General features: G+C 62.6%; 16 protein-coding genes and 1 pseudogene. 4 read left to right on the forward strand and 13 right to left on the reverse strand.

Going from position 1 to position 20,890, the window contains the following annotated elements:
* Window positions 1–194: 194 nt before the first annotated feature.
* The 6 genes and pseudogenes from HLH48_RS14185 to HLH48_RS14210 form a co-directional block, all read right to left on the reverse strand.
* Window positions 195–3,443, reverse strand: coding sequence for a hypothetical protein (locus tag HLH48_RS14185; protein ID WP_182998147.1), 3,249 nt, complete (start codon window positions 3,441–3,443; stop codon window positions 195–197).
* A gap of 15 nt (window positions 3,444–3,458) precedes the next feature.
* Window positions 3,459–3,899: a hypothetical protein gene (locus tag HLH48_RS14190; protein WP_182998148.1), complete on the reverse strand. Its 441-nt coding sequence runs from the start codon at window positions 3,897–3,899 to the stop codon at window positions 3,459–3,461.
* 387 nt (window positions 3,900–4,286) lie between these two features.
* A pseudogene (locus HLH48_RS14195) lies at window positions 4,287–4,783 on the reverse strand (IS5/IS1182 family transposase); the annotation flags it as partial.
* A 207-nt stretch (window positions 4,784–4,990) separates the two neighbouring features.
* The gene (locus HLH48_RS14200; protein WP_182998149.1) at window positions 4,991–5,431 is read right to left on the reverse strand and encodes a hypothetical protein; all 441 of its coding nucleotides are present in this window, start codon (window positions 5,429–5,431) and stop codon (window positions 4,991–4,993) included.
* A gap of 34 nt (window positions 5,432–5,465) precedes the next feature.
* Complete coding sequence (locus HLH48_RS14205) at window positions 5,466–6,089, reverse strand: hypothetical protein (RefSeq protein WP_182998150.1); 624 nt, start codon at window positions 6,087–6,089, stop codon at window positions 5,466–5,468.
* A 514-nt stretch (window positions 6,090–6,603) separates the two neighbouring features.
* The gene (locus HLH48_RS14210) at window positions 6,604–8,682 is read right to left on the reverse strand and encodes an AsmA family protein (protein WP_182998151.1); all 2,079 of its coding nucleotides are present in this window, start codon (window positions 8,680–8,682) and stop codon (window positions 6,604–6,606) included.
* Between the two features lie 219 nt (window positions 8,683–8,901).
* Between HLH48_RS14210 and HLH48_RS14215 the strand changes: the two genes are divergently transcribed.
* Together HLH48_RS14215 and HLH48_RS14220 are read left to right on the forward strand one after the other, a co-directional pair.
* Window positions 8,902–9,471 carry an NADPH-dependent FMN reductase gene (locus tag HLH48_RS14215; protein WP_182998152.1) on the forward strand — a complete coding sequence of 190 codons (570 nt, stop codon included), beginning with the start codon at window positions 8,902–8,904 and terminating at the stop codon, window positions 9,469–9,471.
* A 97-nt stretch (window positions 9,472–9,568) separates the two neighbouring features.
* On the forward strand, window positions 9,569–10,147 hold the full coding sequence (locus HLH48_RS14220) for a DUF2459 domain-containing protein (RefSeq protein ID WP_264813232.1): 579 nt from the start codon (window positions 9,569–9,571) through the stop codon (window positions 10,145–10,147).
* A 14-nt stretch (window positions 10,148–10,161) separates the two neighbouring features.
* On the opposite strand, the gene HLH48_RS14225 is transcribed toward HLH48_RS14220, so the two are convergent.
* From HLH48_RS14225 to HLH48_RS14235, 3 genes are all read right to left on the reverse strand, one after another.
* Window positions 10,162–10,356 (reverse strand): hypothetical protein, encoded by a 195-nt coding sequence (locus HLH48_RS14225; RefSeq protein WP_182998154.1) that lies wholly within the window; start codon window positions 10,354–10,356, stop codon window positions 10,162–10,164.
* Between the two features lie 79 nt (window positions 10,357–10,435).
* On the reverse strand, window positions 10,436–12,289 hold the full coding sequence (locus HLH48_RS14230; protein WP_182998155.1) for a beta-galactosidase: 1,854 nt from the start codon (window positions 12,287–12,289) through the stop codon (window positions 10,436–10,438).
* Complete coding sequence (locus HLH48_RS14235; RefSeq protein ID WP_246387346.1) at window positions 12,289–14,202, reverse strand: alpha-galactosidase; 1,914 nt, start codon at window positions 14,200–14,202, stop codon at window positions 12,289–12,291. The genes HLH48_RS14230 and HLH48_RS14235 overlap by 1 nt, the downstream gene beginning before the upstream one ends.
* Here HLH48_RS14235 and gluP point away from each other — a divergent pair.
* On the forward strand, window positions 14,159–15,295 hold the full coding sequence (gluP, locus tag HLH48_RS14240) for a glucose/galactose MFS transporter (RefSeq protein ID WP_264813231.1): 1,137 nt from the start codon (window positions 14,159–14,161) through the stop codon (window positions 15,293–15,295). The two genes, HLH48_RS14235 and gluP, sit on opposite strands and share 44 nt — an antisense overlap.
* Window positions 15,296–15,315: 20 nt before the next feature.
* A complete protein-coding gene (nagA, locus tag HLH48_RS14245; RefSeq protein WP_182998157.1) occupies window positions 15,316–16,434 on the forward strand; it encodes an N-acetylglucosamine-6-phosphate deacetylase in 1,119 nt (372 codons plus the stop codon).
* A gap of 20 nt (window positions 16,435–16,454) precedes the next feature.
* Here the strand turns inward: nagA and HLH48_RS14250 are convergent, their stop codons facing one another.
* From HLH48_RS14250 to HLH48_RS14265, 4 genes are all read right to left on the reverse strand, one after another.
* The gene (locus tag HLH48_RS14250; protein WP_182998158.1) at window positions 16,455–16,664 is read right to left on the reverse strand and encodes a toxin-antitoxin system HicB family antitoxin; all 210 of its coding nucleotides are present in this window, start codon (window positions 16,662–16,664) and stop codon (window positions 16,455–16,457) included.
* Window positions 16,661–17,608 carry an SPFH domain-containing protein gene (locus HLH48_RS14255; protein WP_182998159.1) on the reverse strand — a complete coding sequence of 316 codons (948 nt, stop codon included), beginning with the start codon at window positions 17,606–17,608 and terminating at the stop codon, window positions 16,661–16,663. Before HLH48_RS14255 ends, HLH48_RS14250 begins: the two co-directional genes overlap by 4 nt.
* A gap of 164 nt (window positions 17,609–17,772) precedes the next feature.
* Window positions 17,773–19,407, reverse strand: coding sequence for a GMC family oxidoreductase (locus tag HLH48_RS14260; protein WP_182998160.1), 1,635 nt, complete (start codon window positions 19,405–19,407; stop codon window positions 17,773–17,775).
* A gap of 28 nt (window positions 19,408–19,435) precedes the next feature.
* Entirely contained in the window at window positions 19,436–20,884 is a 1,449-nt protein-coding gene (locus tag HLH48_RS14265; RefSeq protein ID WP_182998161.1) for a cytochrome c, read from the reverse strand.
* Between the last annotated feature and the right edge of the window lie 6 nt (window positions 20,885–20,890).

The raw sequence follows: 20,890 nt of genomic DNA on the forward strand, positions 1-20,890 counted from the left end.
GCTCGATCATCTCATGCTGCGCAAGCAGAAGGTCGTTCTTCTCCGCATCGGTCAGTTCATGAAAAAGGGGCGGTGCCATTCGTAGGGTGAATCAAATTTCAGCACCCTCCGTAAGCCCTTCGCTGCCAACCCCGTGAGCAGTTACGCGCGCGGGACGAGCGGCCGGTCACCAGAATCGTCTTTTATCATTGTTTTCAGGAAGAGAGACCCATGAAGGAGTCCTGTGTCATGAGGGGGCCTTGATATGCACCCTTATCCAGCGCCGCCATGATCGACTCAGCATAATGGTTTAGATTTTCTACACTATGATCGAAAACGTAGCTGGTACGGATTGTAGAGTCAGGGACAGCGGCGGAGGAAAAATCTCTGAGGAAACGATGATTATCCATGGATGATAGAACGTGTGCCGATATGGCATCGTCGTGCAATGCGCTTGTCTGAAAGGTATATGCGCTTATATCTGTGCCACTCTCCGGAGCGAGAAATTTCAATGTGACTTCGGCGGCAGTGCCTTGAGTACGATCCTTGAGAGTCACGATGTGATCGGCACCGATAATATTTCCATTTTGAAATGTGCTTTCCGTTCCTGCTCCCGTGAGGTCGAACGAGGTTATGTCAGTCGCAGAGAGAGGAATGACATCGGACGACAGCGCGGTTTGAGATGTGCCATTATAAGTCCATATGCCAAGCGAGTTCCAGATTGGATCGCTATTGCTGATTTTTCCATCGTGGTTGGTGTCATATTTCTCAAGTGTAGAGAAAGTCGAAACGAGATCCTTTCCAGTCAAGTTGGCCCCATTGCTCTTGTCGAGATAGACAAGTAATGATTCGCCATTATCGATCCACCCAGTCGGATTACTGTAGCCAGACTGGGAATAGTCAAAGGAAAAATGTGATGCATCTATAGATGTGGTTTGAATATCGGTGCCGTGCGTGTTGATCACGATGGGATCGTCGCTTTCATACCAATCTTCATCGACATCCGGATCTGTATATCCGTAGCCTTGGTCGTAATCGAATAGAGAAGTATAAAATTCCTGGTTAAACATTCCATAGTTTATGGAGCCGTTCAGATATGAATTTGCAACGAAAGGATTCGATGTTGTGCCGTCGTAGTAAATATAATTTCCGTCTGATATGTATATGTTATTATTGTATATAACTGAAGAATATGATGCAAGATATAAGCTTGATGAGTCTGATGTTGTGGTGGCTACATTCCCGTTTCCTGATAGCAGGAGGGATGAATTTTCCCCAATAGTTATATTTGAGTTTTTTGATTGTATGTAATTATTTGTTGATCCTGATGTTATATTATATTTGTTTTCACCGGATGTATCATAATATGTGTTGCTTGACCCGTTTCCTTCAATGTTATTATTCGACCCGAAGACGTTGATTGTCGATCCGGAAGCTAAACCAATAGAGTTATTGTTACCGTAAACGTTGGCCCATGCTCCACCATCGAGATAGAGGCCGGCGGCCTCGCCGTCGGTTGCGGTTGCGTTGGCGAGATTGCTGGCGGTGACGGTGTTGAGGCTGTTGGGGGCGCCAGGGGCGTCCAGGTAGATGCGGGTGGCGTTACCGGTGGCGGTGATGGCGTTGTTGGTGCCGAAGACGCCGATTGCCGAGCCGGCATTGAGACCGATGGTGTTGCCATTGCCATAGAGATTGGCGCGGGCGCCGCCATCGAGATAGAGGCCGGCGGCCTCGCCGTCGGTTGCGGTTGCGTTGGCGAGATTGCTGGCGGTGACGGTGTTGAGGCTGTTGGCGGTGCCTGGCGCGTTCAGGTAAACATGGGTGGCGTTTCCGGTGGCGGTGATGGCGTTGTTGGTGCCGAAGACGCCGATTGCCGAGCCGGTGTTGAGGCTGATGGTGTTGCTGTTGCCATAGAGATTGGCGCGGGCACCGCCGTCGAGATAGAGGCCGGCGGCCTCGCCGTCGGTTGCGGTTGCGTTGGCGAGATTGCTGGCGGTGACGGTGTTGAGGCTGTTGGCGGTGCCTGGGGCGTTCAGGTAGACATGGGCGTTTCCGGTGGCGGTGATGGCGTTGTTGGTGCCGAAGACACCGATAGCCGAGCCGGCATTGAGGCTGATGGTGTTGCTGTTGCCATAGAGATTGGCGCGGGCACCGCCGTCGAGATAGAGACCGGCGGCCTCGCCGTCGGTTGCGGTTGCGTTGGCGAGATTGCTGGCGGTGACGGTGTTGAGGCTGTTGGCGGTGCCTGGCGCGTCCAGGTAGATGCGGGTGGCATTGCCGGTGGCGGTGATGGCGTTGTTGGTGCCGAAGACGCCGATTGCCGAGCCGGTGTTGAGACTGATGGTGTTGCCGTTGCCGTAGAGATTGGCGCGGGCGCCACCATCGAGATAGAGGCCGGCGGCCTCGCCGTCGGTTGCGGTTGCGTTGGCGAGATTGCTGGCGGTGACGGTGTTGAGGCTGTTGGCGGTGCCTGGGGCGTTCAGGTAGACATGGGTGGCGTTGCCGGTGGCGGTGATGGCGTTGTTGGTGCCGAAAACGCCGATAGCCGAGCCGGCATTGAGGCGGATAGTGTTGCTGTTGCCGTAGATGTTGGCGCGAGCATCGAAAAAAGTGATCGTCGCATTGGATGCAGAAAGGATACTTCCAGAAGAATAAAGTTCGATAGTTGTATTGTTTCCTGAAACGTTTACGTTTGCTCCGCTCCCTGTTACTTCAACATCTTGATTGTTTCCTGAAACATTGGTTGTTTCATTATCTCCAACAATTCTTGATGATCCCGCTTCTCCATTTCCAGTGGGCAGGTTGTCGGGAGGAGGAGAACCGGAAGAGCCACCATCACCCGTGGTAGGGGGCGATGCGAGATATTTTTCCGATGCAGGCCCAAGAACGTCCAAAACCCTCTGAGCACCCGCCAGATTATCTCCGGGGTTGAGGCTGACACTTCCATATAAGTCGAGGAGATCGGCACGTGATATGCCATTGATAGATGTGACATTTTCATTGAGAAGGAGGCGGGGGAGTTCTATTTGAGCGAATACTGCACCCTTGTAATTGTCAACACTTCCAACAATTGCGCCATTGACGAAAGCGACGAGATCGCCGCCTGCTTGTGCAGCATAAATTTTTGAGGCTTCTGTCCATGCTTGGTCTATTAGAGAATTTTCTACATCTGTATTATCTTCCGCCCATTCTAGAAAAGAACCATCTCTAATGAAAGAATCTATTTTCTGTCCAACGTCAGTGTCGTTAATCCAATACGTTGTTGATGTGTTTTCTTTGTTCAGGTTTTCGGCATTTTTCCAGTTCCCATATACGGCGAGATCTCCATTCTCCTTTTTATATTCTTGATAAGATGCGCTGGATTTTGGAGGCGTACCTGAATAAAATATAACGCTCTTGCTCGGTTCAGAAGCGGACCATTTCTTGCTGGATATATCTGTTATTAAATCATTGAAGCTGTACATAAAATATTAATCCTTTTAGCAGGAAACTTCTGTTATTTCGTAGTTTGTAGGAATAAATCCTGGGTCTGGTCGGTCCTTTCGCCAAAGCGGTAATGCTTCGTGTAGGTGAACTCTGATGGAATCGATTTCCTCCTTGGTCGGGGTATAATCCTCCTTGTTTCCATCTTCTATATTTCCAATTATTTTCATGTATGTGGCAAAGCCAGGACGAAGAGGCGCCGAAACGAACATATTTTTCTTATTCTCGGGGTCAAGATCTTGGGTGGCGTAAATGCATACTTCTAAGGCGCCTTTTCTATAAACAAGTGTTCTGATATTTGCTATCGGGACGGTAACTGTCCACATAATGATAACACCATCATCTGATGCAATTGCCTGGCAACGTTGCGGCTTTTTCAGGGGGTATTTTCTGCCTGGGGTACCGTAGAGCATTCCGGATGTGAGCGTCCATTTCATGATCTAATCGCTTTCTGGTGGTTGGAGGATGTCATTTTTCGTAACGATATTCACTGAATCGGAAGAGATTTGTCCATTGGAAGAGGAATGCGATCAAGTTCCTTTTGATTCGGTTGGTGTTTTCTGTCGAGTGGGCATAGAGGATACGAATTATTGATGTGCATTTCAAAAGTGCTTTATACGGAATAGCTTAGAAGCAATATCAGTAGGAAACTCGTTAATATTTTCCTTATCTGTTCGATATTCCTGATGGCGTGAATCAGAAGGTGATTTGATTAATTTTTCGCGGAACTCCGAAAATACCAGTGATCATCAGTCATACTTGGGATGAGGAGGGCAAAGTCCGCATCAGGCAAAGCGGCCTTCGACGATTCAGCGTTCGGGCCGGGGAAACAAAGAGCGTATCCTGCTCGCTATCAGCCGCTTACCGTCGCGATCCTGAACATCGACGGGATGGACGACGATCGCTACGACATGATTCAGCATGTTGGTCTGCGATCTGCCTCATGGTCCGGTAATCCTCTTGTTCGTGTCATAACCGCGCGGGCCGTCACTTTCAGCGGTTTCGACCGATTGGCTATCGATAACGCCCAGAGAAGGCGTAGCATCTCATCCATTCTGTTCACAGGGCAGGATCACAAGAATATGGTTCATGGCCGCTTACTGTCCTTCATGTATCCATCGGTAGAAATAACCTTGCACAGTCGTGAAGGCGGGAAAGTGTCGGGGCAATTACCGCCATTGGTCGCTGGCCGTGACGATATGGAGGATCGCCGTCCATGACGCGACGCAATCAGCGCCGATTCTGCATCGTGCAGGTCATTTGCCTATTCTCGAACGTTCCGAGGATATTGCGCGCGGGGGATGATTTTAATCCAAGCCATCTTGATCTCATCAGGTTCTCGTATGACATTGAACCATAACATGCTAAAATTAGAAAATTTATGTTTAATCATGCATTAGATATGCTGGATTTTGAATGAGTGGCAGAATAAAATAGAGCGAATTTTTTCAGATGTGTAATAATATAATTCGTCGTTGGATATATCTGTTATTAATTCATTGACGGTGTATATAAAATATTAATCCTTTTAACAGGAAACTTCTGTTATTTCATATTTTGTGGTAATGAAGCCAGATTCCGGTGGGTCCTTTCGCCAAAGCGGCAATGCTTCATGTAAGTGAATGCCGATGGAGTCGATTTCCTCCTTGGTTGGGGTGTAATACTCCTTTTTTCCATCTTCTATATTTCCTATTATTTTCATATATGTGGCAAGACCAGGACGAAGAGGTGCCGAAACAAAAATATTTTTTTCGTTCTCGGGATCAAATTCTCTTATGGCATAAATGCATACTTCCAATTCGTCTTTTCTATAAACAAGTGTTATGATATTTGCTATCGGAACGGTAGCTGTCCACATAATGATAACACCATCATCTGATGCTATTGCCGGGCGGCGCTCCGGCTTTTCCAGGGGATTTTTACCGCCTGGGGTACCGTAGAGCATTCCGGATGTGAGCGTCCATTTCATGATTTGATCGCTTTCTGGTGGTTGGGAGGCGGCTTTACAAGATCATGTTAACATCGCCGGATGCTTGTTCAGCAAAGCGCTTTGCCGCTGCGTCCCACAATTGATTTTCCTCGGATATGCGAAAGGGCGCGTCATCGGCAATATTTTCGGTGATGGCTTTTTCGATGTTGAAGCCGAGTTCCGTGCTGTTGAGCCAGTATGCCGATTGACGGGGATCACTGGCGCGTTCCTCGGCCAGATACCAATTCAGCCGTTCCGTCGAAAGCTTGATGCCGGCAAGCGGTCCGTCATCTGGATGGAAGAGGTTTTTCCATTGAGGAAGGGCTTCGGCCAGGTTCCGCTTGATCTGGTCGACTTCGTCTGGTGAAATAGTATAGGGATTAGGCTTGCCGATATTCTTGCGAATAAAATTCGCGAGATCGGACAGAAGGAAAAGATCGAGAGAGATACAATCAATATTGTTCATTTTTATTTTTTTCTTCAATATTGAGAGGTCTATTGAAAATTTTGATGTTTTGTATTTGAAAACATTGAAGCCCCCCCAGATCGATTTATCGAAGAGGATAGAGATCCCGTCGTCATTGGTAAGGAGGGGGTGACGGATGGTGCCACCTTTGTATGAAGACGGCAGCGATATGATTTCTTGTTTCCAGGCCATTGCGTACCGTTCCCTGCCAAAGATTTAAACGCACACTATGCTGGCATGGAAGAGTTTGGATGCACAAGTCAAAGAGATGCTATCATTCTGACGATTCCGGTCAGAGTGACTTTGAAGACAGACAGATACTATTTTCAATAGATATTATACAAAAATAAATAATCGCCGTGATGGCGTTGATTGAGCAGACATTCAGAGCCGAAGGCGGGTGCTGTATCTGGGGCGACTGTTTCTGGAAAATGGATTGATCATGGGAGAAATCGCGCAAGGGCTTCCATGTCGGAGAGGAAATCTTCCCCGTACGTGCCGTTGAGAACGGGCTTGTTATACGACCGGGCGGGACGTTGCTGCCGGTGCATGCACCTGTGTCGACCTGACGGAAACGATGCCGGGGGGCAGGTTGCGGTGCGCGCTTCCCTGGAGAACCTGACCCGGACTGCGCATGGTCATCTTTGCCATGTCACAAGCGCGCGTATCGGAGACGTGTGGCATGGGAAAGCACGCGGGCATGATGTCAGTGGCCGTTCTGTTGCTGCTTTTTCTCCCATGCAGCGCGCACCTGGGCCGCTGATTTCCGTGCGGCGGGATGGGCTGCGTGGGCCCGGCCTGTTTTCGCGGCAGCGGAGGGGCGGAGGCCGGTGGTGGCGCCGGGGGCGATGCCGGCGGCGGGGTGGGTGTAGGCTTGTTGCACCGCCTGTTCGCAGGCCGATCCCTTGCCGACGCCGAACTGGATGGTGGGGATGATGGCGGCGGGAGGGAAGACGGCGGCGAGGGCGCCGGTCGCGGCGAGGCGGCCGGCGATTTCGGCGCCGGGCAGGATCGTGGGGGCGCGCAGGGGGCCGGTGATATGGACCGCGCCGGGGAACGAGGCGATGGTGAAATGGATGGCGCGGGTCGTGAGGGCGTAATTCAGCGTGTTGTCGCGGAAATCGACCGTGCCGTCGCCGGTCGTGCGGGTGTCGCCCGTCTGGATCAGGAACGAGCGCGTGGACAGGATCCCGTCCCTGAGCGGCATGTCGGCGATGAAGCAGTGCAGGGGCGTCCGGTTGGGCAGGCCCAGCGCCGACAGCAGCGCGTTGCCCAGTTGCAGGCCCAGCAGGTCGGGCAGGATGGCGGAGAGATGGCCGCCCTGGTCGAGCACGAGCGTGATGCCGCCCGTGCCGCGCGCGACCAGGTTGGCGACCGAATGGCCGGTGGATGACAGGGTGACGTGGCCGCCGATGGTGCCCTGGCCCTCCAGCCCCGCAGCGCCCCGCATCAGGCGCGCCAGCGGGACGCGCGCGACGTCGAGCTTGAAGCGGGTGCTGAAATCGTCGTTGGCGGCGGGGGTGAGGGTGGCGGTGGAGGCGAGCGTGCCGGTGCCGACGGCGAAGTCGAGCTTGCGGACGTCGATCGCGCCGTTCCGGACCGTGGCGTCGACTTCGATATTATCCAGCGGGATGCGTTTGTTTTCGATATGGTCGCCATGATAGGCGATATGGGCGTTGACGGCGTTGAGCTTCGGCACGTCGATGCGCTGGTCGGGCAGGACGTTGCTGTCCGCCGTGTTCGCGGTCTTCGCATGGCCGGGCTCGCCGCCGACGAAGCCGGCGAGATCGGCCAGGTCCACGAGGTGGGAATGCAGGGCGGCCTCGACGAAGGGGACCGTCTGGTGCGGGTCGATGGTGATGTCGCCATTGAGATCGGAGCCGCCGAGATGGCCCTCGAAGCCGGTGAAGCGGATTCTGGCTTCCGTATAATCGAGTTTTCCGGAAACCGAATAGCGCGGCGTGTGCGGAATGGGGATACCGGTCAGCGGGTAGAGCCGCGACATGTCGGGGCCGGCGAGGGTCAGGCCGAGATGCGCGCCGGCGAGATGCAGCGGATCGTCCACCGTGCCGCGCAGGGTCACGGATGTGGGGCCGTTGGCCACGCGCAGATCGACGGGATAGGGGTTTCGCGCATCCGCCAGCGTCAGCAGCGCGCCGCCGACGAAATGGCCGGTGATCGGCTGCGCGGCGTAGCGGCCCGTGGCCTCCGCCACGATCGTGCCCGGCTTGCCCTCCGCCGGCGGGGTAGTGTGCAGGGCCAGGCGGAAATCGCTGCGCAGGCGCGCCAGGGCGACGCGGATATCGCCGTCGGTGATCCGCAGTTCTCCGATATTCGGCAGGGCGGGTGGGGCGGTGTCGGCTGGCCTGCCGTCCGTCGTGACGCTGTAATTGTCGCGGCCGTCCGGCAGGGCCACGATATCGCCGTGCGGTGCGTCGAAGGCGACCAGCGGCAGCGTCAGCCCGCGCCCGACGAGGAAGGGCCATGGCTTGACCGCGACGGTGATGGACCGGGCGCCGGCGAAATCCTGCTTTTCCGAGGTGAAGCCGGCCGGTTGCCCGATATGGACGTCGTCCAGCGTGATCGTGGTCGTCCAGCCCGGGCGGACATGCAGGTGGGCGATCGTTACCGGGCGATGGAGGGCCGCCGCGGCCCGGCGCTCGATCAGGGGGAGGAACCAGTCCCAGTTCCACAGCGCGGCCAGCAGGATGAGTGCCAGGGCGAGCAGGCCGGCCAGAATGGCCAGCGTCCGGCGAAGCGGGTGGGGGACGGGTCGTTCGGTCAAGAAGGGGCTCCGTCAATCCGTGGGGCGTGCCGTGGGGGACTGTACCGAAAATGTGCGGCCGGCGATAAAGCGATCAGGTTCAATCTTTTACGGTCGAGCGCCGTCGCGGTTCCCCGCCAGGGGCACGGGGCGGGGGCGCATCGCGATTGCGCGGGGCGCGCCGGGTGTGAAACATGGCGGGACAGGGCGCGCGGGATGCGCCATGGTCGGAGGCGTATCATGACGGATCCGGTTCCTCTTCGTTTCGTGACGCTGCTGGGCAGCCTGCGCGGGAAATCCTTCAATGGCGCGGTGGCGAGGACGTTGCCCGCGCTGGCGCCCGAGGGGGTGACCGTCGGCGCCCTGGGGCCGGTCGGGGCGTTTCCGCTCTATGACGCCGATGTGCAAGCGCGGGGATTTCCCGCGCCCGTCCTGCTGATGGCGGAGCAGATCCGGGCGGCGGACGGGGTGATTATCGTGACGCCCGAATATAATTACTCGATGCCCGGTGTGTTGAAGAACGCCATCGACTGGCTGTCACGCGTCGCGCCGCAGCCGCTGGCGGGGAAGCCGCTGGCGATCGTGACGGCGTCGCCCGGCGTGATCGGCGGGGCGCGAGCGCAATATCATCTGCGGCAGAGCCTGGTTTTCCTCGATGCCATGGTGCTGAACCGGCCCGAGGTGATGATCGGGCTGGCCGGGGAGAAAATCGATGTGGAGGCGATGGAACTGATCGACAGCGGTACGCGGGACGTCGTGGCCAGGCAGTTGCGGGCGCTGGCCGCCCTGGCGCGGAGGCCGAGGGCGTAGGGATGGAAAAAAGAACCGAAAAACCTTGATTCGGTCGGGCGCTTTTTTATTTCTGCCGGCGCTGGGCATGTTGCTGGCTGGATGCGCCGGAGCCCGCGTGTCGTCGGCGTGCCGGCTGGTGGCGGGGAATGCGGTCTATCTGGTCGATCGGGGGTGGCATACCGAGATCGGCCTGCCGGTGGCGGCGTTGTCGGGAAGACTGGCGGTGTTTCGCGAGATCTTTCCCGGCGCGCGGACCGTCCTGTTCGGCTACGGCAAGAAGACGTTCTTTACCGCGCCGGCCAGCAGCATTGAGGAATATCTGATCGGGCCGTTTCCCGGGCCGGCGGTGGTGCAGGTCTTTGCCATGACGACGACGCCCGACCGGGCGTACGGCCCCGGTGCGGTGGTGGTGCTGCCGATGCGCCGCGCGGAAACCGATCGGCTGTCGGATTTTATCGGGCGCGACCTGGAGACCGGGCGCGACGGGCGGCCGCGCCTGGTCGCGGTCGGGCATCGGCCGGAGAGCCTGTTCTATGCCGCGCGCAGCCGCTACACGCTGTTCCATACCTGCAACGGGTGGGTGGCGCAGGCGCTGGGGCGGGCGGGACTGCCGGTTTCCGATGCCGGCGTGGTGTTCGCCGGCCAGGTCATGGCGCGCGCCGCCCCGTTGGCGTGCCGCCCGGCGGGGCGGTGATCGTCCTTACGGGTTTACGGGCAGGGGGGATGGCTGCCGTCGGGGCAGACCACATCGGTGCCGCGCGGCACGACGATGACCTTGCGGTCGCGGGGCGGGTGGTCGTCGCCTTCGCCGCTGGCGGAACTGCATGCGGCCAGCGGGAGAAGGATCAGGCACAGGGCGGCGGGAAGGCGGAGCGGGGAGCGCTTTGACGAGATGTCGGTCATGAAGGACGCCTTGCGGGAGAAATACGGGCAACCGACTCAAGCGCGCGGCTTTCGCTTCGGTTGCCGGCCGGCCGTCATTTTACCCCGACAGTCGCCTGCCGGCGATCCGAGCCGGGGCCTTGACGTGACAGTCGAGGATCAGGAGGTCGTTGCCTGTCGGGCGCAGGAATTCGGCCGGGCAGAAGAGGCGGTGCTGCGGGCCGATCGACCAGAAGCGGCCCAGTGCGTGCCCGTTGGCCCAGACATGGCCTTTCCGCCATTCCGACAGGTCGAGATAGGTGCCGCCCGGGCCGGGCATGTCGAAGCGCGCGCGGTACAGGTCCACGGGAAGGCCGGGTTCCGGCGGGTGCCGGGTGGCCCGCGCGCGCTGGTCGGCATCGAGCGGCAGGCCGAAGATCGTCCAGCCGACCAGGGGGAGGCCCCCCAGCGTGACGGGGCCATCCAGGCCCTTGCGGTCGCCCATGGCGGGCCCGAAGCCGACATGGCCGAAACTGTCCACCAGGATGTCTAGGCGCCTGGGGCGCGGGGCGGGCGCGATGACCGGGGGAGACGGTGCCGGGAACAGGCGGGACAGCGTGCAGAGATCCGTGCCGTCGAGGATCAGGCGCGCATCGTCATGGACCGGCGGCAGACGCAGCGCGCCGCCGCGCCCGGCCGGGATGACGCAGCGATAGAGCGCCATGCCGGCGGGCTGGCGCAGGCCGCGTTCCATCGAGACCGGATCGGGCGCGTGGATGGGATCGCCCAGGGCGCTCCAGAGCGATCCGGCGGCGCGGGCCATGACCGGGGCGAAGCCCAGGATCGGCGGATCGGCGGGAACCGGCGGGGATGGGCGGCCGGTGGCGTCGGCGATCATGGCGCGCAGGGCGTGATATTTCGGGGTGGCGCGTCCGGCCTCGTCGATCGGCGCGTCGTAGTCGTAGCTGGTGACGACCGGCTGGAAGCGGCTGCCGTCGCGACGGGCGTTCGCGCCCGCGCCGAAGCCGAAATTCGTCCCGCCATGGACGACGTAGAGATTGAACGATGCTTTTTGTAACAGGATTTTTCTGAAATCCGGCGCGAAGTCGACCGTCGCCATGCGCCTGTCGCCCCAATGGGTCAGCCAGCCGGGATAGGCCTCGCTGATCCAGAGCGGTGCGTCCGGCGCGAGGTCGCGCGCCTGGTCGAGCGCGTAATCGCCGTCCAGCCCCATGGCGCAGGCGGGCAGGATGGTGCGCCTCTCGCGCAGTTGGGCCAGCCCGTCGGCGGTCGTGCAGGCGCCGGAGAGGCCGTGCCGGCGCCAGGCGTCGCGGGTCCAGGCCATATAGGCGGGATCGGCGCCGAAGGACGCGTATTCGTTTTCGATCTGCGTCATCAGGATCGGGCCGCCGCGATCGGCCAGGAAGGGGCGCACCGCCTGGGCGATGGTGGCGATATAGCGCTCGGCGGCGGCGAGGAAGGCGGGGTCCATGCTACGGACGCGGATCGCGCCGTCATAGAGCAGCCATGCGGGCAGGCCGCCGAAATCCCACTCGCCGCAGACATAGGGGCCGGGGCGCAGGAAGACCCAGAGCCCGGCCTGCCGGCACAGGGTCAGGAAGGCGCGGAAATCGCGCCGGTCCGTGGTGAGGTCGAACTGTCCGGGCGCGGCTTCGAGCGTGTTCCACATCAGGTAGATGGCGATGGTGTTCAGCCCCATCGCCTTCGCCATCGCGATCCGCGCCGGCCATTCGGCGCGCGGGATGCGGATCGGGTGCATCTCGCCCGAGCGGACCTGGAAGGGGGCGCCGTCCAGGCGGAAGCCGTCGCGGTGCAGCGTGAAGGCGTGGGGGCGGCCGTCCGGGATCGGTTCCGGCAGCGGTTCGCGGCCGGCGGCGAGCAACCGGCCGCCGGCGGTGAACAGGCCGATGGCCATCGACCCCGACAGGAGGGCGCGGCGCCCCGTGCGCCGCATCAGGGGGTCAGTTCCAGCGTCATGACCTCGAACGGCGCCAACCGGATGACCACGGGCGTCGCGGCGTCCAGGATCCGGGGGGCGGGGGACCTGGCCCACAGCGCATGCACCGTGTAGCGCGTCGGCGCGTCCTCGGGCAGTTCGAGCGCCTTGCCGGGTTCGATCAGGATGCCGCGCGGTACCTGGTCGGGGTTGCGCAGGGTCAGGAAGGCCTTTTTCGGCGTCCATGCGGCCCAGCCATAGGGTTCGAGCCGGCCGGGGTCGCCGCCGACCCAGTGGCTGTCCTTCAGGATTTCGGCGTTGGCCCGCGCCCATTTCGCCGTGTCGGCGATCACGTCCCAATCGGCGGGCTTGAGCAGGTCGGGTGTGACATAGAGTTCCTGCTCGTCGGTGCCGGTGGCGAAGAAGCTGTGGACCTCGTCGGGAAAATCGTGGCCGGGATCGGCGTTGAGGCGCTGGTTCTTCCGGGCGTAGATGATGCCGTGCAGCATCAGCGCGTTGAGGGGGAAGAGCGGCGCCTTGACGACGATGTTGTGGTAAGTGTCGGAATCGCGGTACGTGATCCAGCGCTGGCGTTTGGTGCCCACGCCGCGCAGCATGTCGTCCTCGCCGCCGCGCCAGATGGAATCGGCGGTGCGCAGCCAGAAGGGCGACGGGAAGGTGCCCGTCGTCAGGTTGATGAACGTGTTGGGGCGCGCGGCATAGATGTCGGCGATCAGGTGGATGGCGGCGTCGAAATCGCTGTTGAAGACGCTGCCGGGCGCGACCTGGTCGGCATTGCCGGTGCCGTCGAACTTGAACTGGTTGATGCAGTCGTCCTTCAGCATGCGCATGACCGCGTCGTGGAAGACGGCGTAATATCGCGGACCCGAAAGATCGAACCCGTCGCCGCGGATTTCCAGGCCCGCCTTGCGCCCGTTGGCGAGGCGTATCCGCTGCGGCGTGCCGTAGCCGCCCCAGGGGGAAAGCCAGACGCCGGGAGCGGCGCCATAGGACGAGGCCAGCGCGCAGAGCGGCTTGAAGCCCGAGGGAAAGTCCTTGCTGAACCGCCAGAAGCCGCTCCGGTCGTCCCAGCCGTCGTCGAAGAGGTAGGAATCGAGAACCACGCCGCGTTTGCGCACCAGTTCCTCGCCGATGGCGCGAATGCGGTCCTCGGCGTCCTGCCGGGTGTAGGGTGTGAAATAGCCGATATCGTACCAGGAATTGTAGTTGAGGAACGGGCGGTAGGGATGGCTGCGCTCGCGCTCGACATAGATCTGGAAATCGCGGCGCAACTGGCCATGGCGGACGACGCCCGCGACGGCGGAGACGCTCAGCGCGTGGCCGGGCTGGATCGGGAGCGCCTGCGCCAGCGCCAGATGCGACCGGCCGTTGAACACGAGGCTGCTGGCCAGCGGATTTTCGATGCCGAAATAGCTGTCGTCGATGACGGCCGGCGAGCCCTGCACGTCGCCGGCGACCTCGCCGGTTTCCACGTTGGCGTCGAACAGGGAGACGCTTTTCAACGAGAGGGGGCGGCCCCGGGGCGTCAGCGCGATGGTTTCGCGAAGATAGGGCGATCCGTCGCGCTGTTCCAGCCGCCAGGCGATCGTGAAGCGGCCTTTCGGGTCGGCGAGGTGCGCGGTGACGGCCTGGCCGGGCAGGCGGTCGGCCGCGCGCGCGCTGGCGGCATCGGGCGCGATCGCCTCGGCGCGCGGGGGGCTGGTCATCGTGAGGTCGGCGCTCGAGATCGCCGTGCCGTCGGCGAGGGTGAGCGTGAACAGGCCGCGCAGCGTGAGCGTCCTGTCATGGACGAGATCGGAAAAGCGGGGATCGGCGAGGGTGGCGGCCCCCGGAGGGCCCTGGCTGAACGGCCCGCTGATCTCGTTCGTGCAGGTTGCGTTTTCCCTTGACGATGTCGGGGCATTTTTCATTCCTTTTGTCTTCTACCTGTCCTACTTCCTGTTCGCGCTGCCGTCTTCGGCGGTCGCGCGGCGGATCGGGCTGAAGCGCGGGCTGGCGTCGGCCCTGCTGGTCATGGCGGCGGGGACGGCGCTGTTCGGAGAGTGCGTCGCCGGGCGCTGGTATGCCGGCGCGCTGGCGGGGCTGCTGGTGCTGGGCGCCGGACTGACGCTGTTGCAGGTGACGGTGAACCCCTATGTCAGCCTGCTGGGGCCGCCGGAGCGGGCCGCCCAGCGCATCGCCATCATGGGGATCTGCAACAAATGCGCGGGTATCCTGGCGCCGCTGGCGCTTGCCCTGCTGGTCATGCGCGATATCGGCGGCGTGGCGGAGCGCGCGCGGGCGGCGCGCGACCCGGCGGTGCGCGAGGCGATCCTGGCCGGGTTCATGCGGGCGATCTACTGGCCCTATATGGGCATGGCGGCGATCCTGGTGGCGATGGCGGCCCTGATCGCGCTCTCGCCGCTTCCGGAACTGGACGTGCCGTTGTCGCGCCGGCCGGACGACGCCTGGCGGGCGCGTATCCTGCGCCCGCGCCTGCTGGCGGGGATCGGGGCGATGTTCCTGTATGTCGGCGTCGAGGTCATGGCGGGGGATGCGATCGGCACCTATGCGAGGGGGATGGGATTGCCGCTGGAGCAGACCCGTTTCCTCACCGCGCTGACGCTGGCGGCGATGATGCTGGGCTACCTCGCCGGGCTGCTGGCGGTGCCGCGCCTGCTGTCGCAGGAGCGCTGCATGGAATTGTCCTGCCTGGCGGGGTGCGGGCTGACCGTGCTGGCCTGGGCCACGCACGGCACCCTGTCGGTACTGTGCGTGGCGTTGCTGGGATTGAGCAATGCGATGATCATGCCGGCATTGTTTCCGATCGCCATCCGGGGGGCGGGTGCCGCCACGCCGCTGGCCTCGGCGTTGCTGGTCATGGCGTTCAGCGGTGGCGCGGTCATGCCGCAGCTTTATGTCCGGTTGAAGCCGGTGATGGGCTTCCAGCCTGTGTTCGCAATGCTGATGCTGCCGTCCTATCTTGCCATTCTGCTCTATGGCCGGCATGTCGGACGCGAGTGATCGTCGATAGCGGAGGAAGGATGCGTTCGTTGCCAATGCTGGAGGGGCGGATCGTGCTGCCCGGGCGGATCATGCCGGGGCGGATCGGGTTCGACGGACGGATCCGCGAGATCGCGGCGAGCCCGGACGCGCCGCGCCATTATATCCTGCCGGGCTTCATCGACTGCCATGTCCATGGCGGCGACGGGGCGGATACGATGGACGGGGTGGCGGCGATCGGGCGGCTGTCGCGCTTTCATCTGTCGCACGGCACCACCACGATCCTGCCGACCACCATCACCCGGCCCTGGCGGGACGTGATGGATGCGCTGGAGGCGGTTGCCGAGGTGCGCCGGACGGGCGTGCCGCACGGGCCCGACATTCATGGCGCGCATCTGGAAGGGCCGTTCGTCAGCCCGCACAAGCTGGGCGCGCAGCCGCCCTTCGCCGTGCCGCCCCGGCCCGAACTGGTGCGCGAGGTGCTGGAGACCGGCGTGGTGCGCGTGGTGACCCTGGCGCCCGAGCTGGACCATGCCGAGAGCGCCATGGAGGCCTTCGCCCGCGCGGGCGTGCGGGTGAGCCTGGGCCATATGACGGCCGATTACGAGCGGACCGAGCAGGCGATCTGCACCATCTGCGCCGCCGGCGGCACGGTGGGGGCGACGCATCTGTTCAACGCCATGGCGCCGGTCGAGGGGCGCCGGCCCGGCCCGGCCACGGCGCTGATGTGCAGCGACGCGGCCTATGCCGAGATGATCCTGGACACGCATCATGTGCATCCCGCCATCTTCCGCATGGCGGCGCGGCTGATGGATGGACGGCTGCTGCTGGTGACCGACGCGATGCGCGGCACCGGCCTGCCGGACGGGCCGAGCCAGTTGGGCGGGCAGGACGTGATGATCCGCGACGGCGTGGTGCGGCTGCCCGGTGGATCGCTGGCGGGGAGCGTGCTGACCCTGGATGTCGCCCTGCGCAACGCGGTGGAGAGCGGGGGCGTGTCGCTGCCGCGGGCCGCCGACCTGGTGAGCGGTGCGCCGGCCCGGTATCTGGGCCTGCATGATCGGGGTGTCGTGGCCGTGGGGCGGCGGGCCGATTTCGTCGTGATGGATGAGAAATTGCGGGTCCGGCAGGTGTGGGTGGCGGGACAGCAGGTGATTTGAGGGGCCGCCAGGAGGCGCTGTCAGGGATCGCTTTCCGGGGGGCTTTCGGCCAGGCGCCGACCGCGCCGGGCGAGGGCCTCGCGCAGCAGGATTTCGATCTGGGCGTTCACGCTGCGCAGGTCGGCATCCGCACTGCGGCGGATGGCCGCCAGCAGGGCGGGGTCGAGGCGGAGGGCGAATGCCGCCTTGTCCGGTCCGCGCGGCCGGCCCCTGCGGCCTTCGGCGGTCACGAATAGAGCGTGCCCGTATTGACCACCGGCGTGACGTCGCGGTCGCCCACCAGCACCACCAGCAGGTTGGACACCATGGCGGCCTTGCGCTCGGCGTCGAGCACGCCGCCGAGACGGTCTTCCAGTTCGTTCAGGGCCTGTTCCACGATCGCCACCGCGCCGGAGGTGATCGTCCGCCGGGCGGCGATGACGGCGCTGGCCGCCTGTTTGCGCAGCATGGTCGCGGCGATCTCGGGCGCGTAGGCCAGGTGGGACAGCCGGGCCTCCTGCACCACCAGGCCGGCCAGCGCCATCCGCTCGCGCAGGTCGGCGCTCAGGGTGGCGGTCAGCCGGTCGCCGCCGTCGCGCAGGGACAGCACGCCGCCCTCGGCCTGCCGCGCGGCCCCGGCCTGGCGGGTGGCCAGGGACTCGCGATATTCCTCGTCGTCATAGGGGTGGCGGCTGGCCAGGCTGCGCAGGGCGGTTTCGCCCTGGGCCGTGACATAGGACGGGTAGTTTTCCACGTCGAACACCGCCCGCGAGGCCTCGGCCACGCGCCAGGTCAGCACCATGCCGATCTCGACCGGGTTGCCCGCCGCGTCGTTGACCTTCAGCGGGCCGATTTCCTGCGTGACCAGGCGCCGCGTGACCCGCTTGCGTGCCGCCAGGGGGTTGACCAGCCAGAATCCGTCCTGGTTCACCGTTCCTGAATATTTCCCCAGGAATGTCAGGACCAGGGATTCGTTGGGTTGCAGGGTGGCGAGCCCCCGCAGCAGCAGCAGGACGCCGAGGCCGCAGAGACCCGCGCCGGCAAGAAGGAGCACGTCGGCGCCGGCGGAGGGGACATACCCGGTGGAGAGGAGGCCGAGCAGGCCCGCCAGGACCAGCAGCAGGATGAGGCCGACCCCGGTGAAACCGGAGAGGGAACGGGCCGTGGTTTCTGCCGTGCCGATGTTTGAACCCATGTCGGATGCTCCCTGTTTTTTTATATCATATATTTATGATATCAAAAATAAGCAAGGCGCATTCTGCGGGAAGATGGTCGGGGGGGTCTTCAAAACGATGCGGCCGCCGGACGATGTGTCCGGCGGCCGCATGTTGGAGCGCTGTTCGGGACGTTTGCGGAAACTCAGCCGTGCTTCAGGTCGGCGAGGATCGCGTCGCCGGCGCGCAGCGACAGCGCAGCCATGGTCAGGGTGGAGTTGACCGTGCCGGACGCCGCCATCGCGGCACCCGTCGCCAGGAACAGGTTGGGGTGGTCGTGCGTGCGCAGCCAACTGTCGACGACCGAATCATTGGGGTCGTGGCCCATGATCGTGCCGCCGGTGATGTGGTTGTTCGGCGTGAAGAACGACGACATCTCGATTTCCGTGCCGCCCATCGCCTGGGCGATCCGGGTCAGATGCTGGCGCGACAGGGCGGCGGATTTGTGGACATATTCGCCGACATCGTAGGTGACTTCCGGGTGCGGAATGCCCAGCGCGTCGCGATGGTCCTTGGACAGGACCAGGCGGTTCTCCGGGTTCGGCAGGACCTCGTGGTTGGCGTAGATATCGACGCCGTGCGCCGTGCGGCGGCGGATTTCCTCGTCCAGCTTCCGGCCGACCAGGCCCATGGACAGGGCCTTCATCCCGGCGCGGGAGTTCTGGGCGGTGTTGTTGTAGCCGATCTGGATCGCCGCGTATTCGGAGCGGAACGGACCGTCGCGGAAATTGGTGATCGAACTCATCTGCACCGAGCCGCCGCCGGCCCAGACGGGTTCGGCCGACTGGAAGCTCATGCCGATGCCCGGATGGTCCATCATGTTGCGGCCGACCTGGTCGGACGAGTTGGCGATGCCGTTCGGGTTGCGGTCGTTGGCGGCGAGCAGCAGCAGCTTGGGCGTCTCGATGCCGTTGGCCGCGATGACGAAGGTCTTGGCGACGACGCGATGCGAGCCCTTGTCGGGATCGTAGTAGTTCATCGCCACGATGGTGTTCTTCGCGTCGGTCTCGATCGAATAGACGACGGCGTTGGGGATGATCCGCGCGCCGTGCCGCTCGGCCTTCATCGCCGAATAGACGCCGTGATACATGGCGCCGATCGGGCAGATCGGCATGCAGTTATTGTTGCCGCAGCACTGGGGACGGCCGTCGAAGGGACGGCTGTTGCGCGCCTGGGGCACCGGCGTGTTGTCATAGCCCAGCGGCTTGACGATGCTGGTGAACAGCCGGTCGCCCGGGCCGTACGGCATGGAATCCATCGGCCAGGGGTTCTTGCGCGGCGCGGAGGGGACGATCTCCTGCCCGTTGGGGCCCTTGACGCCCATTTCGCACTCGGCCTCGTAATAATAGGCTTCCAGCTCGTCATAGCTGAGGGCGTAGTCGCGGCCGACGCCATAGGTCGATTTCAGGCGGAAATCGTTCGGCAGGTAGCGCCAGCTCGACGCCGCCCAGTGCCAGGTGGTGCCGCCCACGCCCTTGATGATGCCCTGGCGATAGGCGCTGGCATCGGGGCCCTTGACGATCAGATAGTTGTTGTCGGGGAAATAATTGGTGTGCGGCGCCCAGGGCACGGACGGGTAGGGGGTCGCGTAGTCATATTGCGACTTGTTGTTCGGCGGCATGTTCCGCCAGTTCTCGACGATCTGGTCGCGGTCGCGATAGGGGCCGGCATCGAGCAGGATGACCGACACGCCGTTGCGCGCGAGCTTGTGCGCCAGCATGGCGCCGCAGATGCCGGCACCGGCGATGACGACGTCCGCCGTCAGCGTTTCTTGAGCCATGAGTGAATCTCTCCTGTTTTCCGGCGGCTTACGCGGCGCGTCTGGACTTGAGGACAAAACGGAGCGCCAGGGCGAGCACGCCCAGAATGACCAGGCCGGCAATGGCGAGGACCGCGAGAACGCGGGGTTCGGAAAGCTGCGCGATGGCCGGCTTGGGGCCGCCGGCGCGGATGGTGGCGACGGATTCGGCGGTGACGGCGGCCTGGGCGTTGCCGAAATGGCCCAGCACGTAATTGGCGAGGGTCGCGACCTGCTGGTCGTCCAGCGGCTGGACCAGGGAGTCCGGACCGAAGCCCGGCATCAGGATCTGATGGCCGTCGACCGTGCGGTCGACGCCGAACAGGATGCTGGCGACCAGGTCGTCGGGGTTGCGCTGGCCCGTGGTCGTGTTGCCGACCAGCGAGGGGTAGTAGCCGTCGGCCGAGCCCCTGCCGTCGGTCTGGTGGCAGCTCGCGCAGACATTCTCATACAGCACGTTGCCCTGGGTGATGCCCTTGAGGGTGCTGCTGTTGCGGCGGGCGTTGGCGGCGGCGTAATCGAACGGGGCGGCCTTGCCACCGTGGGAGAAGTTCGCAGCGGTCTGCCCGGGCTCGGCGATCGCCGGCACCGTCTTGAGATAGGCGGCCATCGCGGCCAGGTCGGCCGGCGTCAGATACTGGAAGCTGTGTTCGACCGCTTCGGCCATCGGGCCGGCGGCGCGCGCGTGGGTGGAGCGGCCCGTCCGCAGATAGTCTTGCAGGTCCTGGGCGGACCAGCCGCCGATCCCTGCCGTCGCATCGCTGGTGATGTTGGGCGCGCGCCAGGAGCCGAGATCGCCGCCGGCGAGATAGGCCGAGGCGCTTGGCGCCATCAGCATGTTGCGCGGCGTGTGGCATTCGCCGCAATGCGCCAGCGTATCGACCAGGTATTTGCCGCGATTCCATGCCGCGTCATGCGCCGGATCGGCCACGTAGGGCGTGCCCTCGACGCCGCTGAGCAGCTTCCAGCCCCACAGCGAGGCCCGGATCGAGAAGGGGAAGGGCAGGTTGGTCTTCGGCGCGGGCCGGTCGACCGGCTCGACCTCGTGCATCAGGTAATCATACAGCGCCGCGACGTCTTCGTCGGTCAGCCGGCTGTACGAGCCATAGGGCATGGCCGGATAGAGCTGCGCGCCGTCGGCGCGCACGCCGTGGCGGATCGCCCGCGAAAATTGATCGAGCGTGTAGGTGCCGATGCCGTAGGTCTTGGAGGGCGTGATGTTGGTCGAATAGATCACGCCCAGCGGCGAGGCGATGGGGTAGCCGCCGGCCAGTTTCGCGCCGTCATGGCCGTTGGTGTGGCAGGCGGCGCAGTCGGCCGCGATGGCGAGATAATGGCCGCGGCTCAGGGCCGGGGCGGACGGATCGGCATGCGCGGTCGCATGCCCCGCCAGGACCAGGGGGGCGGCCAGCCAGAAGCTGCGGAGGAGCCTCCGGGGTGTCGATACGGATTTCTTCATGATACG

This window comes from Gluconacetobacter sacchari, from assembly GCF_014174255.1.
Classification (GTDB): Bacteria; Pseudomonadota; Alphaproteobacteria; order Acetobacterales; family Acetobacteraceae; genus Gluconacetobacter; species Gluconacetobacter sacchari.

Coding starts and splice junctions, on each gene's coding strand:
- HLH48_RS14185 (WP_182998147.1), bottom strand. CDS start 3,443: ATGTACAGCTTCAATGATTTAATAACAGATATATCCAGCAAGAAATGG.
- HLH48_RS14190 (WP_182998148.1), bottom strand. CDS start 3,899: ATGAAATGGACGCTCACATCCGGAATGCTCTACGGTACCCCAGGCAGA.
- HLH48_RS14200 (WP_182998149.1), bottom strand. CDS start 5,431: ATGAAATGGACGCTCACATCCGGAATGCTCTACGGTACCCCAGGCGGT.
- HLH48_RS14205 (WP_182998150.1), bottom strand. CDS start 6,089: ATGGCCTGGAAACAAGAAATCATATCGCTGCCGTCTTCATACAAAGGT.
- HLH48_RS14215 (WP_182998152.1), top strand. CDS start 8,902: ATGACGGATCCGGTTCCTCTTCGTTTCGTGACGCTGCTGGGCAGCCTG.
- HLH48_RS14225 (WP_182998154.1), bottom strand. CDS start 10,356: ATGACCGACATCTCGTCAAAGCGCTCCCCGCTCCGCCTTCCCGCCGCC.
- HLH48_RS14230 (WP_182998155.1), bottom strand. CDS start 12,289: ATGCGGCGCACGGGGCGCCGCGCCCTCCTGTCGGGGTCGATGGCCATC.
- HLH48_RS14235 (WP_246387346.1), bottom strand. CDS start 14,202: ATGAAAAATGCCCCGACATCGTCAAGGGAAAACGCAACCTGCACGAAC.
- nagA (WP_182998157.1), top strand. CDS start 15,316: ATGCGTTCGTTGCCAATGCTGGAGGGGCGGATCGTGCTGCCCGGGCGG.
- HLH48_RS14255 (WP_182998159.1), bottom strand. CDS start 17,608: ATGGGTTCAAACATCGGCACGGCAGAAACCACGGCCCGTTCCCTCTCC.
- HLH48_RS14260 (WP_182998160.1), bottom strand. CDS start 19,407: ATGGCTCAAGAAACGCTGACGGCGGACGTCGTCATCGCCGGTGCCGGC.
- HLH48_RS14265 (WP_182998161.1), bottom strand. CDS start 20,884: ATGAAGAAATCCGTATCGACACCCCGGAGGCTCCTCCGCAGCTTCTGG.